This window comes from Pelagibacterium sp. (assembly GCF_965249125.1).
GTDB lineage: Bacteria > Pseudomonadota > Alphaproteobacteria > Rhizobiales > Devosiaceae > Pelagibacterium.
In genome coordinates, this window is record NZ_OZ252217.1 from 33,010 (window position 1) to 46,064 (window position 13,055).

Annotated in this window: 11 protein-coding genes and 1 pseudogene; 9 read left to right on the plus strand and 3 right to left on the minus strand. The window is 63.2% G+C overall.

Features of this window, described 5'->3' with window-relative positions; genetic code table 11:
• Positions 1-575: 575 nt before the first annotated feature.
• The 3 genes and pseudogenes from ACP148_RS00165 to ACP148_RS00175 form a co-directional block, all read right to left on the minus strand.
• Positions 576-1,445: a recombinase family protein gene (locus ACP148_RS00165; protein WP_245165604.1), complete on the minus strand. Its 870-nt coding sequence runs from the start codon at positions 1,443-1,445 to the stop codon at positions 576-578.
• Between the two features lie 402 nt (positions 1,446-1,847).
• Complete coding sequence (locus tag ACP148_RS00170; protein ID WP_185926701.1) at positions 1,848-2,108, minus strand: DUF2274 domain-containing protein; 261 nt, start codon at positions 2,106-2,108, stop codon at positions 1,848-1,850.
• A pseudogene (locus ACP148_RS00175) lies at positions 2,108-2,755 on the minus strand (TrbI/VirB10 family protein); the annotation flags it as partial. The pseudogene ACP148_RS00175 and the gene ACP148_RS00170, both read right to left, overlap by 1 nt.
• A 176-nt stretch (positions 2,756-2,931) precedes the next feature.
• On the opposite strand from ACP148_RS00175, the gene ACP148_RS00180 reads away from it, so the two are divergent.
• The 9 genes from ACP148_RS00180 (at position 2,932) to ACP148_RS00220 (ending at position 12,836) form a co-directional block, all read left to right on the plus strand.
• Complete coding sequence (locus ACP148_RS00180; protein ID WP_040344971.1) at positions 2,932-3,294, plus strand: NADH-quinone oxidoreductase subunit A; 363 nt, start codon at positions 2,932-2,934, stop codon at positions 3,292-3,294.
• On the plus strand, positions 3,291-5,171 hold the full coding sequence (locus tag ACP148_RS00185) for a heavy metal-binding domain-containing protein (RefSeq protein WP_425032994.1): 1,881 nt from the start codon (positions 3,291-3,293) through the stop codon (positions 5,169-5,171). Before ACP148_RS00180 ends, ACP148_RS00185 begins: the two co-directional genes overlap by 4 nt.
• Positions 5,168-6,067: an NADH-quinone oxidoreductase subunit H gene (locus ACP148_RS00190; RefSeq protein WP_185926699.1), complete on the plus strand. Its 900-nt coding sequence runs from the start codon at positions 5,168-5,170 to the stop codon at positions 6,065-6,067. Before ACP148_RS00185 ends, ACP148_RS00190 begins: the two co-directional genes overlap by 4 nt.
• Entirely contained in the window at positions 6,064-6,579 is a 516-nt protein-coding gene (locus ACP148_RS00195) for an NADH-quinone oxidoreductase subunit J family protein (protein WP_057821332.1), read from the plus strand. The genes ACP148_RS00190 and ACP148_RS00195 overlap by 4 nt, the downstream gene beginning before the upstream one ends.
• A complete protein-coding gene (gene nuoK, locus ACP148_RS00200) occupies positions 6,576-6,887 on the plus strand; it encodes an NADH-quinone oxidoreductase subunit NuoK (protein ID WP_057821329.1) in 312 nt (103 codons plus the stop codon). Before ACP148_RS00195 ends, nuoK begins: the two co-directional genes overlap by 4 nt.
• Positions 6,884-8,779: an NADH-quinone oxidoreductase subunit L gene (locus ACP148_RS00205; protein WP_185926698.1), complete on the plus strand. Its 1,896-nt coding sequence runs from the start codon at positions 6,884-6,886 to the stop codon at positions 8,777-8,779. The genes nuoK and ACP148_RS00205 overlap by 4 nt, the downstream gene beginning before the upstream one ends.
• A 14-nt stretch (positions 8,780-8,793) precedes the next feature.
• The gene (locus ACP148_RS00210; RefSeq protein ID WP_185926697.1) at positions 8,794-10,254 is read left to right on the plus strand and encodes a complex I subunit 4 family protein; all 1,461 of its coding nucleotides are present in this window, start codon (positions 8,794-8,796) and stop codon (positions 10,252-10,254) included.
• On the plus strand, positions 10,254-11,612 hold the full coding sequence (locus tag ACP148_RS00215) for an NADH-quinone oxidoreductase subunit N (RefSeq protein WP_185926696.1): 1,359 nt from the start codon (positions 10,254-10,256) through the stop codon (positions 11,610-11,612). Before ACP148_RS00210 ends, ACP148_RS00215 begins: the two co-directional genes overlap by 1 nt.
• A gap of 282 nt (positions 11,613-11,894) precedes the next feature.
• Positions 11,895-12,836 carry a DMT family transporter gene (locus ACP148_RS00220; RefSeq protein WP_425032995.1) on the plus strand — a complete coding sequence of 314 codons (942 nt, stop codon included), beginning with the start codon at positions 11,895-11,897 and terminating at the stop codon, positions 12,834-12,836.
• Positions 12,837-13,055 lie beyond the last annotated feature (219 nt).

Here is a 13,055-nt window from a genome sequence, read left to right on the forward strand (position 1 = left end):
TGCGTTTTAGGGAAAGGCTAAGGATTCCAGCAAGATCGCCCCTCACATCGATGAGCATTTCGTCGTCGGTCGGCGTCAAAATTATCTCATCGACGAGTGAGCGCAAAATCTCCGTGGCCTCCAGTCGTTTGGCCTCGATTTCGTCCTGCAGGGAGGAATGCAGTTTCTCGACCTGCAGGCGGTAGAATCCCGCCATTTCGGGATGTAGAAGCGGGGGCGGCTCATCGGCGTTGGCGAGCAAATTTTCGAGTTCCAGCTTCCTGCTTTCCAGCAGCTTGCTCTTTTCCTTCACCATTTCCACCGGCAGAGCATCGTTGAGAAAGAGTTGAAGTATCTTGTCTAACTCTCGATCAATTTTTGCCAGCTCAGTTCGCCCAGCCTCGATCGTTGATCGCTCTTCAATCCGGAGGCGGTTCATTTCGCCTGTAAACTCATCGCAGAATTCTTTGAACAAGGCCGGTTCCATTAGGTGATGACGTAAGGCACCCAAGACACGATCTTCCAGATGATCACGGCGTATGTTTTTGCGATTGTCGCACGTCCCCTTGTTCCGGGCTGTCGCACACCCGACAAGATCAGCCGAGATCATGGATGATCCACTCATCTTTGGGGTTCATCCGCGCTTGCCGACGGCCCGTATCTGGATCCTTAAGGAAACGTTGTCGGTTCCAGATGAGCCGCCCGATGTACATCTCGTTGTTCAAAATGCCGGTGCCACGCTTGGCGTTGCCGTTGATGGTGCTGAACCCCCAATCGCCACCGCTGGGTGCTCTGATACCGTCCTTGTTCAATTCGGTCGCGATGCGCTTGGGTGATTTCCCAGATACGTAGTCCGCCAGGATCCGGCGGATCACACCTGCTTCGTACTCGTTGATGGTGCGGTCACCCCGTATAGGCTTCCCTTCAGACGAGAACTTCTTGACGACTTCATATCCATAGGCATTTCCGCCTCCTGATTTCCCCATCTCCACGCGTCCGCGCAGACCCCGGCGCGTCTTGTCGGCGAGGTCTTTGAGAAAGAGAGCGTTCATGGTGCCCTTGAGGCCGACATGGAGGTGCGTGATTTCTCCTTCAGACAGCGTGACAATCTTCACGTCCGCATACGCCATTCGCTTGTGAAGGCCTGCGATATCCTCTTGGTCGCGGGACAGTCGGTCCATCGCCTCCGACAAAACTAGGGTGAAACGTCCGCGCAGCGCATCTTCGATCAAGGCCTGGATGCCTGGCCGCAGAAGAGATGCACCGGATACGGCGTGGTCGGAGTATTCTTCGACGATGGTCCAGCCTTGCTTCTCAGCATGCAATCGGCAAACTCGGAACTGGTCTGCGATTGACGCATCCCGCTGATTGTCGCTTGAATATCTGGCGTAAAGGGCGACTTTCACAATTCGATCTCCTGAAATATCAGGAGCGCGGTTGCCGACGTTCTCCTGACTGCTGGTCATACCATTCTCGTGCAGCACGACGCGCTAGAAGGCGAACCAACTCAGCCAAGCGCGGGTCATGGCTTCCGGCGGAACTCGTAAGGCTCAAGGGACGACTGTGATCGTCTTTGTCATTTCGATGCGCCTTTGGCTTGATCATTATAACGCTGTCCGATTGAAATGGAAGATAACTCCATTCCCACAATCGCGGACACGAGCTGTTGGAGCAACTTTACAGAGAGCGAAGTGTGGCGTGCCACGGAGTGCTTGCGGTGATATTTTGTTACGCTGGCGTAAAAAAGCGCAACATGACGTAGTGCAAATACTTGCTCATTTCGGTGCATCCTGCCGCCTGCCCTACCGCTCCAGTGTCGTTTGCCAACTGAACGAACCATCACAAACCAATTGCCCATACCTTAACTGTCATTTGGGACGCGTCCCTGACGGCTGTTGGGCAGCCGATTCCTGCGTTTTACGACGGAGTTTCGCAAAGCCGCGATCCGTTGCCATGAAGCGTTCGACCATCGGCGAAATCAATTTTGCGGGGTCCTTGACGGTTTGGCCGGTTTCTCGTTCCAGCACCTCTGCATATACGACAAGGTCCCGGTGGATCGCAGCGGGCATTTCAATTGTCAGCCTCACGGGTTTGTCGTCTGACAAAGCTCCCAGTTTCAATTTGGTCATCAGTGATCTCCTTGCGGTTCAAGGATCAGATCGCGCGTGACGATCACCCGAACGGGGAATCCTGGCCGGATGGTGAGCGTCGGCGGCACATCCAGCTGGCGGCTGACGATCCCTTGGCCGGCATTGCCGATGGTGTCTTGAACGCCGTCACGTATCGCGCGGGCGACCGGATCGTCTTCGTCTGCGCTGAGTTCCGTACCGATGTTGAGTAGGGTGGCGAGTCCGGCGGCTCGCAAAAGGTCTCCCCAATGATGATCGACGTCATCCTCGAGGCCGGCATAGCCAGCATTGTCGGCCCCGGGCAGGCGCTCCAAGACAATGGAATGACCGTCTGGCAGAATGATCCGGTTCCAGACTAGTAAGATACGGCGCTGACCAAAGCCGACGCCGTTATCGTATTCACCGATCAGTCGGCTCCCCTGCGGCAGGAGAAGAAATCGCCCGGAAGGGCTGTCATAGACATTCTGTGTGACCTGGGCAGTGATGAGCCCCGGCAGGTCCGAGCGAATGCCAGTGATGAGTGCTGCCGTAATGACAGACCCGGCCTGCAGGACGTAGGGCGAGGCGGGTGGTGTGACACGATCAGGGGTAACGATGCGAGGGTCGACGGGGGCATTGAGAAAGGCGAGTTGCCGATCTTGATCCGTTTGGAGACCTGTGTTCTTGAAGTCCCAAGCCCGGAATTTTCGGAGAGCTGTAATAATCCGTTGCGCGCAGCGTCTTAGCATAACGGCAGCATGGCCGCTGGCGTTGGTTTGATTGTGCCTTTCTGCTTAAACCCTTAACACTTTAGAGAGTCGAGCACACGAAGGAGGTAACACGGATGAGCGAGCTTTCCCAATACGCGATCCTTTTCGGGCTGAGTGTCGGTGTGTTCGGTTTCGTGCTCAGCCTCTACGGGCTCGCCCGGGCCATCGGGCGCACGCGCTCGGAACCGGGCAAGGGCGTGCCCGCCACGGCCGGTACCTTGTCGCGCGATCCGGTCTGGGTCCGCTATCATGCGCGCTATGCCGGTTATGCGCTGCTGTTTCTGGCCTTTGATATGGAGATGGCGTTCATGTATCCGTGGGCGGTCGTCTACCGCGAAGAAGGGCTGATCGCATTGCTCGACATGGGCGTTTTCCTCTCAATCCTGTTCCTGGGCCTGCTCTATGGCTGGAGCCAGGGCGCGTTGAGGCGGCAATGACCATAGCCGGGGCGCGAGAGGGCGCGATGTACGGGATCAGGCGGGCGGTCGCGGCGGCCATGGCGCGCGATCTGACGGCCTTTGTGCTGCCCGGCCCGTCTGTCGCGCGGTCGATGGGGATCGACCTTGCCAATGCGCACCTGCGGATTGTGGGCACCCCGCGCCATGCGAACGTGCTGATTATTGCGGGCCCCTTGGACGTAGGGCTGCGCGATGCGGCCGCCGTGGCCTATGCACAGATGCCGCGTCCGCGCACGATCCTTGCACTGGGCGCGGGCGACATCGCCCCGTTGCCCGATGCGGACGTCTCGGCACCACTGACACAGGCCGGGCTGCACTCTGGGTTGGCCGATCTGCGCCGCGTTGTCGCGGCAGGCGCGTTTCGCGCAAACACCGGGGAGTTTACCGCCGCCGCTCTTGAGGTGCGCGTGGAATACACCTGCCCAATGCATCCCGAGATTGTCCGCGACGCCCCCGGAGACTGCCCCAAATGTGGCATGACGCTGGTGCCGCGCGAAACAGCGTCCGATGGACATGGTGGGCACGGTGGCCACGACATGCCCCGGGAGGACAGGCCAAACCCCGGCGATCACGCACATGCGGGCCACGCTCACGACGCGGGCGGGTCGGGGGCATACACTTGCCCGATGCACCCCGAGGTGATCAGCGACGCACCGGGCAAGTGCCCCAAATGCGGCATGAACCTGGTGAAGGCGGAGGAGGTGGAAAGCCACGGTCCCGGTCACGGTCACGGGCATGGCGGTCACGGCGGTCATGGCAAACAGCAGGACCATTCCGGCCACGATGGGCATGCCGGACATGGCGGCCACTCCAAGGCCACTATCGACGGGATCGAGCCGCATTTCATGTCGATGGTCGAACTGACAGAAGGCCAGCCGCGCAGCAGCGACGGGTTGCAGATGGACTGGATCGAGGTGCCGTTCGGGCCGTTCTTTCCCGGCCTGCCCGCAGGGCTGCGCCTGACCCTGACGCTGGACGGCGATACAGTGGCGGCCAGCGACGCCAGAAGCCTTGTGTGCAGGGCGGAGCTGGTGGATGGCCCGCAGATGACGGCAGGCGATTTCGTCGAGCGTCTGGCCGCGATGATGCCGCTCGGCCCGGTGGCCTATCGCACGCTGGCCTGCGCGGCGATCGAGGAGGCCGCGAGCGCCGACCCCGGCCAGGACGCGCGCCGTGGCCGCGCCGCCGCCGTGGAACGCGAGCGAATCGCCAGCCATCTGGGCTGGCTGGCCGATTTCGGCCTGCAGTCGGGGTTTCTCTGGCTCGCCGCGCGGGCCGGGGCGTTGCAATTGGCTGTTCAAGGCGCTGACATTGACGGGATCGCCGCGCAGGCCGGGGCGATCAGGGCGCTGATCCGCCGGGTCGAGACAGCGCCGCTGATGCGGATGCGGCTGGGTGGCATCGCGCCCATCGGCAAGGACACCCCGGCGAGCGGCCCGGTGGACCGGGCGCGGGGCGGCGGGTCGGATGCCCGCATCGACGATCCAACGCTGGCAGCGCTCGGTTTCGAGATGCGACTACAGGAAGGCGGCGATGCCCTGGCCCGGTTTCGGCTGCGCTGTGACGAGATCGCACAAAGCCTCGACCTGATCGCGGCCGCCGGGATTATTGCAATGCCGCAGGTGCGGGATGTGAAAACGGTTTCGGGCGAGGGCGCGGCCCGCATCGAAACACCGCGCGGAGCGGCGCAGCTGCGCGTCAGGCTGGTGGATGGCAAGGTGGTCCAGGCTGATCTCGACACACCCTCCACCGTGAACCTTGCCCTGGTCGAAACGCTGACGGCGCAGCAGGAACTGGGCGATGCCTTGACCGCTGTCGTCTCGCTTGACCTGTCGCCGTGGGAGATTCGCGGATGACCATTCTTGTCGTTCTCTTGTCGCTATTCGCGGGGGCCTACGCGCTGGCCGTCATCGAACGATGGGCAGTGCACGGCCATATGAGCCTGACCGGTCCGGCCTGGGCCGCACTGGCGCTCTTGGGCCGGGAATCGCTGCTGGCGCGCAAATCCGACCGGTTGTTCTTTGAGCTTGGGCCGGTGCTGCTTTTGGTGGCGGGATTGTTGGCGGTGGCGGTGATTCCGCTGGCGCCGGGGCTTATCATCACCGATCTGGCGACCGGGGCGCTGTTTCTGAACGCTGCTCTGGCCTATGTGCTGGTGGCGCTGATCATGGCCGGTTGGGGGCCGAACGGGGCCTACGCCATGATCGCGGGCTGGCGGTTTCTGGGCCAGTTCATCGCCTATGCGATGCTGATCGTGATGCCGATCACCGCCGTCGCCATGCGCGCGGAATCGCTGTCGACGGTAGAGATCGTCGCCTCGCAGGCGCAGCTTTGGAACGTGCTTTACCAGCCCATCGGATTTGTCCTGTTCGTCGTGGCGGCGATGGGGCTCGCGTGGTTGCCGCCGCTGGACCTGCCCGATGCGACCGGCGAATTGGCCGGCGGGGTCGAGGCGGAATATACCGGCGTGCGGCTGGCGGTGCTGCGGCTGGCGCGGATGGTCATTATCCTGGCGCTGGCGGGGGCGACCGTGACCTTCTATCTGGGCGGCTGGCTGGGCCCGTGGCTGCCCGCCTGGGCCTGGAGCGCGATCAAGATCCTGGCCGTGGCTGCGGCCATGCTGAGCATCGGGCGCTACATGCCGCGCATCCGCGAGGCGCGCTATCTGGCGCTGAGTTGGAAGCTGGGGATCTCGCTGGCGCTGGCCAATATCTTTGTCGTGGGCGTGATCGCGCTGGTGGTGCCGATATGACGGTTCAGATGATCTTTCTGGCGTTCTTCGGCGCGGCGGCGGTTTGGTTCGGCGTCGTGGTCTTTCGCACCCATTCGATGGTGCGTTCGGCGCTGGCGCTGCTGTTTTCGCAAACCGCGATCGGTGCGATGTTTCTGGTCATGCAGGCCGAGTTTCTGGGTGTGTTGCAGATCATGATGATGGCCACGGAAATGAGCGTGATGGCCATCTTCATGGTGATGTTCATGATGGATCCCGGCGGCATGGGCAAAATGGACATGACCCACCAGAAACGCTTGTCGCTCTGGGCCGGGGGCATAGGGCTACTGGCCGCCTTGCTGCTGGTATGGCTGCCCGATTGGGGTCCGGTCGCCCTGTCCGTGCCGGGCGCGCATGAACAGGCCGCCGATTTGGGGCGCGAATTGCTGGGCCGGTCGATGTTGATCTTCCAGTCGGCGGGTCTGACCATTCTGACCGCCATGGTTGCGGCCACGATGGTGGCCATCGTCCCCAACGCGGAGCAGCGCAAATGATTCTGGAACTCATAATCGCCCTCAGCGTCGGCGCGGGGCTGTTCGGTATCGGACTTTATGGCGCGCTGAGTCAAACCAATCTGGTGATGATCATCATGGGGGTCGAACTGATTTTGGCCGCGGCACTGGTCAATCTGGTGGCCTTCTGGCGCTATTTGCATCCCGATGAACCGGCCGGTCAGATGTTCGTGCTGATCGTGATGGCGGTGATGGCGGTCGAAATGGCGGTCGGCTTTGCCATCGCCATCGCGCGGTTCCGGGTGCGCGGATCGGTCGAGATGGAAGAAGCGCGGGAGTTGAAGGGATGACGATGCTGGCGCTCATCATCCTTGCGCCGCTGCTGGCGGGCCTGGCGGAGCTCGTGCTGCGGCGCGCACCCGAAGCGATTGCGCTCGTCGGCGTCGGCATCGGGTTTCTGGCGGCGATGGGCACCCTTGCGGGGGCCGTCGCGGGCGATGCGGTGCACCTGGTCCTGCCGGGCCTGCCGCAGAAGCCCCTGCGGCTGGTCGCGGTGCCGCTGACGGCGGTGTTTTCGGCTATGGTGGCGACGGTGGCGGCCTGTGTGCTGGTCTATGCCGTCGGGTACATGCGCAGCGACCCCGAAAGGCCGCGCTTTTTCGGCATCGTGCTGCTGTTCGTCGCGGCGATGCAGGCGCTGGTGCTGGCGGGCGACTGGATCACCGTGCTGGCGGCGTGGGAATTGATCGGCTTTTCCAGCTATCTGCTGATCGGCTTCTGGCATGGGCGTGACGGCGTGCCCAGTGCCGCGACACGGGCGTTTCTGTATACCCGCAGCGCCGATCTGGGCCTTTATCTGGGGATTTTCGTGCTGATCGGCTGGGCCGGCAGCTCGGAGATTTCGGCCACATTGGCGATCACCGGCACACCGGCGCTGGTGGCCGGATTGTTGTTGCTGGTGGGCGCGATGGGCAAATCGGCGCAGGTGCCGTTGCAGGACTGGTTGCAGCGCGCCATGGCAGGGCCGACGCCGGTTTCGGCACTGCTGCATTCCGCGACGCTGGTGGCGGCGGGGGCGATCCTGCTGATCCGGGTGGCGCCGATGCTGCCCGGCGGGGCCTTGCTGGCAATCGGACTGGTCGGCGGCGTCACCGCCGTCGTTGCCGGTTTGATCGCGCTGGCCGAGCGGGATCTGAAACGGCTGCTGGCGGCCTCGACCTCCAGCCAGTACGGGCTGATGCTACTGGCCATTGGCGCGGGGGTGCCGGTGGCGGCGCTGCTGCACCTGATCGCCCACGCGGCGATCAAGAGCACGCTTTTTCTGGGGGCGGGTGTGTTCCAGCATGATCGCGACAGCACCGACATGGATGCGGTCGCGGGCGCGGGCCGGGCACGACCGCTGGTGCTGGCCGGTTTCGGCATTGCTGCTTTGGCGCTGGCGGGGATCCCTCCGCTGGCGGGGTTCTTTTCCAAGGACGCGATCCTTGCCGCCGCGCTGGCGGCCCCCGGGGTCGTATGGCTCGCGCCACTGGCGCTGGCGGGCACGGTGCTGACCGGCGCCTATATGGCGCGGGCGCTGCGGGTGCTGTGGTGGGGCGAGGCGCAGCCCGTTTCCGGCAGGGGCATGGGCTGGATGTCTGCGGGCATGGCGGTGCTGACGGCGCTGGTGGCGGGGCTTGGGTTCACCTTCGTGCCGCTGGAGCACCTGCTGGAGGCCGAACTGCCGCCGGAAGGAACCGCCATGATCCTCGGGCTTGTGGCGGCGCTGAGCGGCCTGGTGCTGGGCTGGTTCGTGACACCCGCCCGCCTGATGGGGCCGGTTCTGCCCTGGGCGCAGCGCGGCTTTGCCGTTGCGGGCGGGATGGACGGGCTGGTGCTGCGCCCGACACTCGCCATCGCCGCCGCCTGCGAGCGGTTTGAACGGCACCTGCTGGCCGCGCAGCTTGGCCTTGTGCGCGTCCTGAGCCTTGGCACCGCATCCCGCGTCGAGCGGTCCGAGAACGGCCTTTACGCCGCGACCCTCGATCTGGGCCGGTTGAACCTGCGCCTGGGCGACCGCGCAGAGACCACCGACACAAACGGCATCGACGGGCTGATCTTCGGCCTTGTCGACCGGACAATCGCCGCCGGTCGCCGCCTGCGCCTGCTGCAAAGCGGGCTCATCCACCGCGAACTCGCCCTGACCGTCATGGGCATTGCCGTTATCGCGGCGGTGCTGCTGATCTTACCGATATCCTCCTGAAGAAAGACCAATTCATGCCGCTTCTCTCGATCTCCGTCTTTCTGCCGCTCCTGGGTGGATTGCTGCTGATGGTGCTGCCAAACAAATCGGCCCGCGTCGCCCATGGCGTTTCCATCGCCACGACCGGGCTGACCTTCCTTGTGACGCTGGCCATCTGGGCGCGGGGCACGCTGCCGGGCGGTTTCGCGCAGGTCGAGGAGATCGCATGGATTCCGGCCATCGGCGCGGCCTACCGGGTTGGCGTCGACGGGCTAAGCCTGCCGCTGATCCTGCTGACCTCGCTGCTGTTCTTCCTGTCGGCGATCTATGCCGCGCGGATCACCGACCGTCCGGCGGTCTTTGTCGCGCTGATGCTGATGCTGGAGACCGCCTCTATCGGCACCTTCGCGGCACTGGATGCGCTCCTGTTCTACGTCTTCTTCGAGGTGTCGTTGGTGGGCATGTATTTCATGATCGTCGGCTGGGGCTATGAGGAGCGCCAGCGCGCCGGGTTGATGTTCTTCATCTACACGCTTCTGGGCTCGCTGCCGCTGTTGCTGGCGATCATCGGGCTCTATCTGGCCACCGGCAGTTTCGACATGCGTCTGTGGATCGAGACCCCGCCGCTGACCGGGCTGGCCGCGATGCTGGCGCTGGTCGCGATGCTGTTCACCTTCGCGGTCAAGATCCCGTCCTTTCCGGTGCATACCTGGCTGCCGGCGGCCCATGTGCAGGCCCCGACCGTCGGCAGCGTCATCCTGGCCGGCGTGATGCTGAAATTCGGCACCTATGGCCTCGTGCGCTTCGCCTTGCAGATGACGCCCGACGCCTTTGCGCGGGCCGGTCTGGTGGTGCTGGCCTTCGGCGTGTTCAGCGCCCTTTACGGGGCTTTCGTGGCGCTGGCGCAGTCGGATCTGAAGAAGATGATCGCCTACACCTCGGTCAACCACATGGGTTATGTGGTGATCGGCGTGGCGGTGGCGGCGCTGACGCTGGACCCCGATCTCCGGGCGGTTGCGCTCAATGGGGCCACCTTGCAGATGGTCAGCCACGGCATCGTCACCGGGGCGCTGTTCTTCCTTGTCGGCATGTTGCAGTCGCGCGCCCATAGCCGCGAGATGGCGGATTTCGGGGGGTTGCTGGGGCAGGTGCCGTGGCTGGGCTGGGCATTTATCCTATCGGCCTTCGCCTCGTTGGGGCTGCCCGGATTGGCGCATTTCCCGGCCGAGTTCCAGATTTTCCTGGCCACGCTGAACGCGCAGCCCTGGGCCATCGTCGCGATCATCGCCATCGTGGTGACGGCGGGGCTGTATCTGCGCGCCATCGCGGCGGTATTCCTGGGCGAGCGGAACGAGAAATGGGCGGCGATGCCCGATCTCGACCGGGGCGAGATGCTGGCCATCGTGCCGCTGCTTGTCCTCATCATCGTGATCGGGGTCGCGCCATCGTGGTTGCTTAACATGATCGACGCGACGATGCGGGCGCTGCAATTCTGATGGCGCGTGACCTGTCATTTCTGTTTCCCGAGCTGCTGCTGGCCTCCACGGTCGTGGTCATGCTGGTGGCCGAGATGCTGCGCGCGCCGCGTCTGGCGCTGGCGTTCGGGCTGATCGGGCTGGGCCTGTCCACCGCGCTGACGTGGCCGCTGCTGGAGGCCGACACCAGCGTCTTTGGCGGCACCTACCGAGTCGATCTGCTGTCGGGCTGGGCCAAGCTGATCCTGCTGCCAGGCACCGCGCTGGCGCTTCTGATGACGCGGGCCGAGATTGCCGGGCAGGACCGCGAGGGCAGCATTTACACGCTGCTTTGCCTTGTGACCCTGGGGGCGCTGATGCTGGCGGGCGGTGGCGACATGATGCTGCTGGTCCTTGGTGTGGTGCTGACGGGGCTGGGATCCTTCGCGATGGTGGCCTGGCCGCGCGACGATGCCGCGACCGAGGCGGCGATGAAATACCTGGTCTTCGGCGCCGTCACCGGATCGGTGATGATCTACGGGCTGACCTTCTGGTTCGGCGGGGCCGGGTCGACGCTTTTTTCCGAGCTTGGTGCGCTCGATGGCAAGCCGCTGATTGCCCTGGCGGGGCTGGTCGCGGTGCTGATCGGGCTGGGCTACAAGGCGGCGCTGGTGCCGTTCCAGTTCTGGGCACCCGACGCCTATGACGGCGCCCCGGTCTCGGTCGCGGCGTTCCTGTCGGTCATCACCAAGGTGGCCGCGATTTTTGCCTTCGCGCAGGTGCTGCGCGATCTGCCGGTCGCTACCGGCTGGCCCGTCGTCGTCGCGCTGATCGCGGCGGTGACGATGACATTCGGCTACCTGGCGGCCCTGGTGCAGAGCAATGTGGTGCGGCTGCTGGCCTATTCCTCGGTGGCGCAGGCGGGCTATTTCCTGCTGGGGATCGTGGCGCTTGGCTCCAGCGCGCTGGCGCTGCCTTCGGTGATCGTGTTCGGCGCGGCCTATGTGGCGATGAACCTCGGGGCTTTTGCCGTCATCATGGTCGCGGGGCGCGATCTGGACGATTTCAAGGGGTTCGGCCGCGCGCGCCCGGTGATCGGCGTGGCCATGGTCGTGTTCCTGCTGTCGCTCACCGGGATTCCGCCGCTCTTCGGCTTTGTCGGCAAGGTGCTGCTGTTCGGAGCCGCGATCGAGGCGGGCTACCTTTGGCTGGCGGTGATCGGCATCCTCAACAGCGTGCTGGCGCTTGCGGTCTATCTACGCATCGTAGTGCCGATGTATCAGGCGGGCGAAAGCGAAGCGGTTCGGGCGGAGGTCGCGCTGCCGTTGCTTGTCGTGCTCGGGGCGACCGCGCTGGTCACGGCGCTGATGGGGCTGTTCGCGGGGGTCTTTCCCGGCTGAATCAAACGGGCGATTGTGACGCCAGGAGCGTCACGACTTGAGAGCGACCGCAGCGGATGCAACCGCGAGTGCCACGTTCGCCCCAAACGGGGCAAGGGTGCGAGACAAACTGGGCTTTCGCGGCCCCCGCACCAATGTCAGGCCCGGGCCAGCGACCCGTGACAACAGTGGCCATGAATGGCAGAAGAGCAAGCCAAGTACCCACGGAAGGACTGCTGAAGCCCATGACGAAAGGAGTCAACGATGCGAGATTTGCTTGAAGATTCCGGTTGGATGACCCGGTTGGGCGTTTTTGCGACGCTCTTCCTTGGCATGGCGTTCTTCGGAAGTGGAACGCCGACTGCGAAGATCGTCACCGCCGAGTTCCCCTTGTTTCTGGCGCCGTTTCTGCGACTGCTGGCGGCAGCGATACTGACCACTCCACTGCTGATCGCCTATCGGAAGGAACTCCATGAAATCAGCAAGAGCAACTGGCTGCTCATCGCAGGTATCGGGTCGATCGGACTGGTCGCTTTCAGCCTCTTTCTGATGACCGGAATGAAAATGGTGAGCGGGGTCATTGGCGCGATGGTGATGAGCCTCAGTCCTGCCGCTGTTGCGGTCGGTGCCGCCGTTTTCCTGGGCGACCGACTGGGCCCCCGCAAGCTGATCGCGGTTGCGTTGTCTGTCTCTGGCGTTGTGATCATCAATCTCTCGGGCGAGTCGCTGCAGGCGCAAAGCCTTTCGACGATGGTTCTCGGCAGCCTGCTCGTTTTCGGTGCCGTCTGCAGTGCCACGGCCTATTCGCTCTTTGCCAAGAAGGCGACAAAACAGGTGAGGCCGGTCCTGCTCATACCGTTGGCGGCGTGGATTGCGACACTGCTTTTCGCGATTCCAGGTCTTTATCAGGCGGCCAACTTCGACTTTTCAGGGCCGACGCTCGAACACTGGATCGCGCTTTTATGGTGGGGTATCGGCCCTTTCGGCATCGGGACCATGCTGTGGTTCGCGGGATTGGCGCGCGTGCGGGCCAGCATCGCCTCCGGCTTCATGGGCGTCATGCCGGCAAGCGGTCTGGTTGTTTCCTACGTCTGGCTTGGCGATCCATTCTACTGGATTCACGTGGTGGGCTTCGCCTTCGTTCTCGGCGGTATCCTTATGGTGGCTTGGGCGCATCAAGTCGGCGAGAAGAGAGCCAAGGAAAAGGGAAAGGAATTCAGCGGATACAGCACATATCCATGCTGATTGGAATTATGATAAACTGTTAGTTCGCAAGCCTGGCGCTAGTGGTTCGGATGAGTCCAATTTTCGACCTGGTCTTCTTCTATGTAGGATCCAACTTTCCAACCGCGAAATATTTCTAGAAAGCGAAGTGGCGCAGACCTACGGCTGCAGCGATTGTGATCCAAAATTCTGAAGCGCACCCAAGCGCAAATCTGCGCTTCAGTTGGAATTCATTCATCC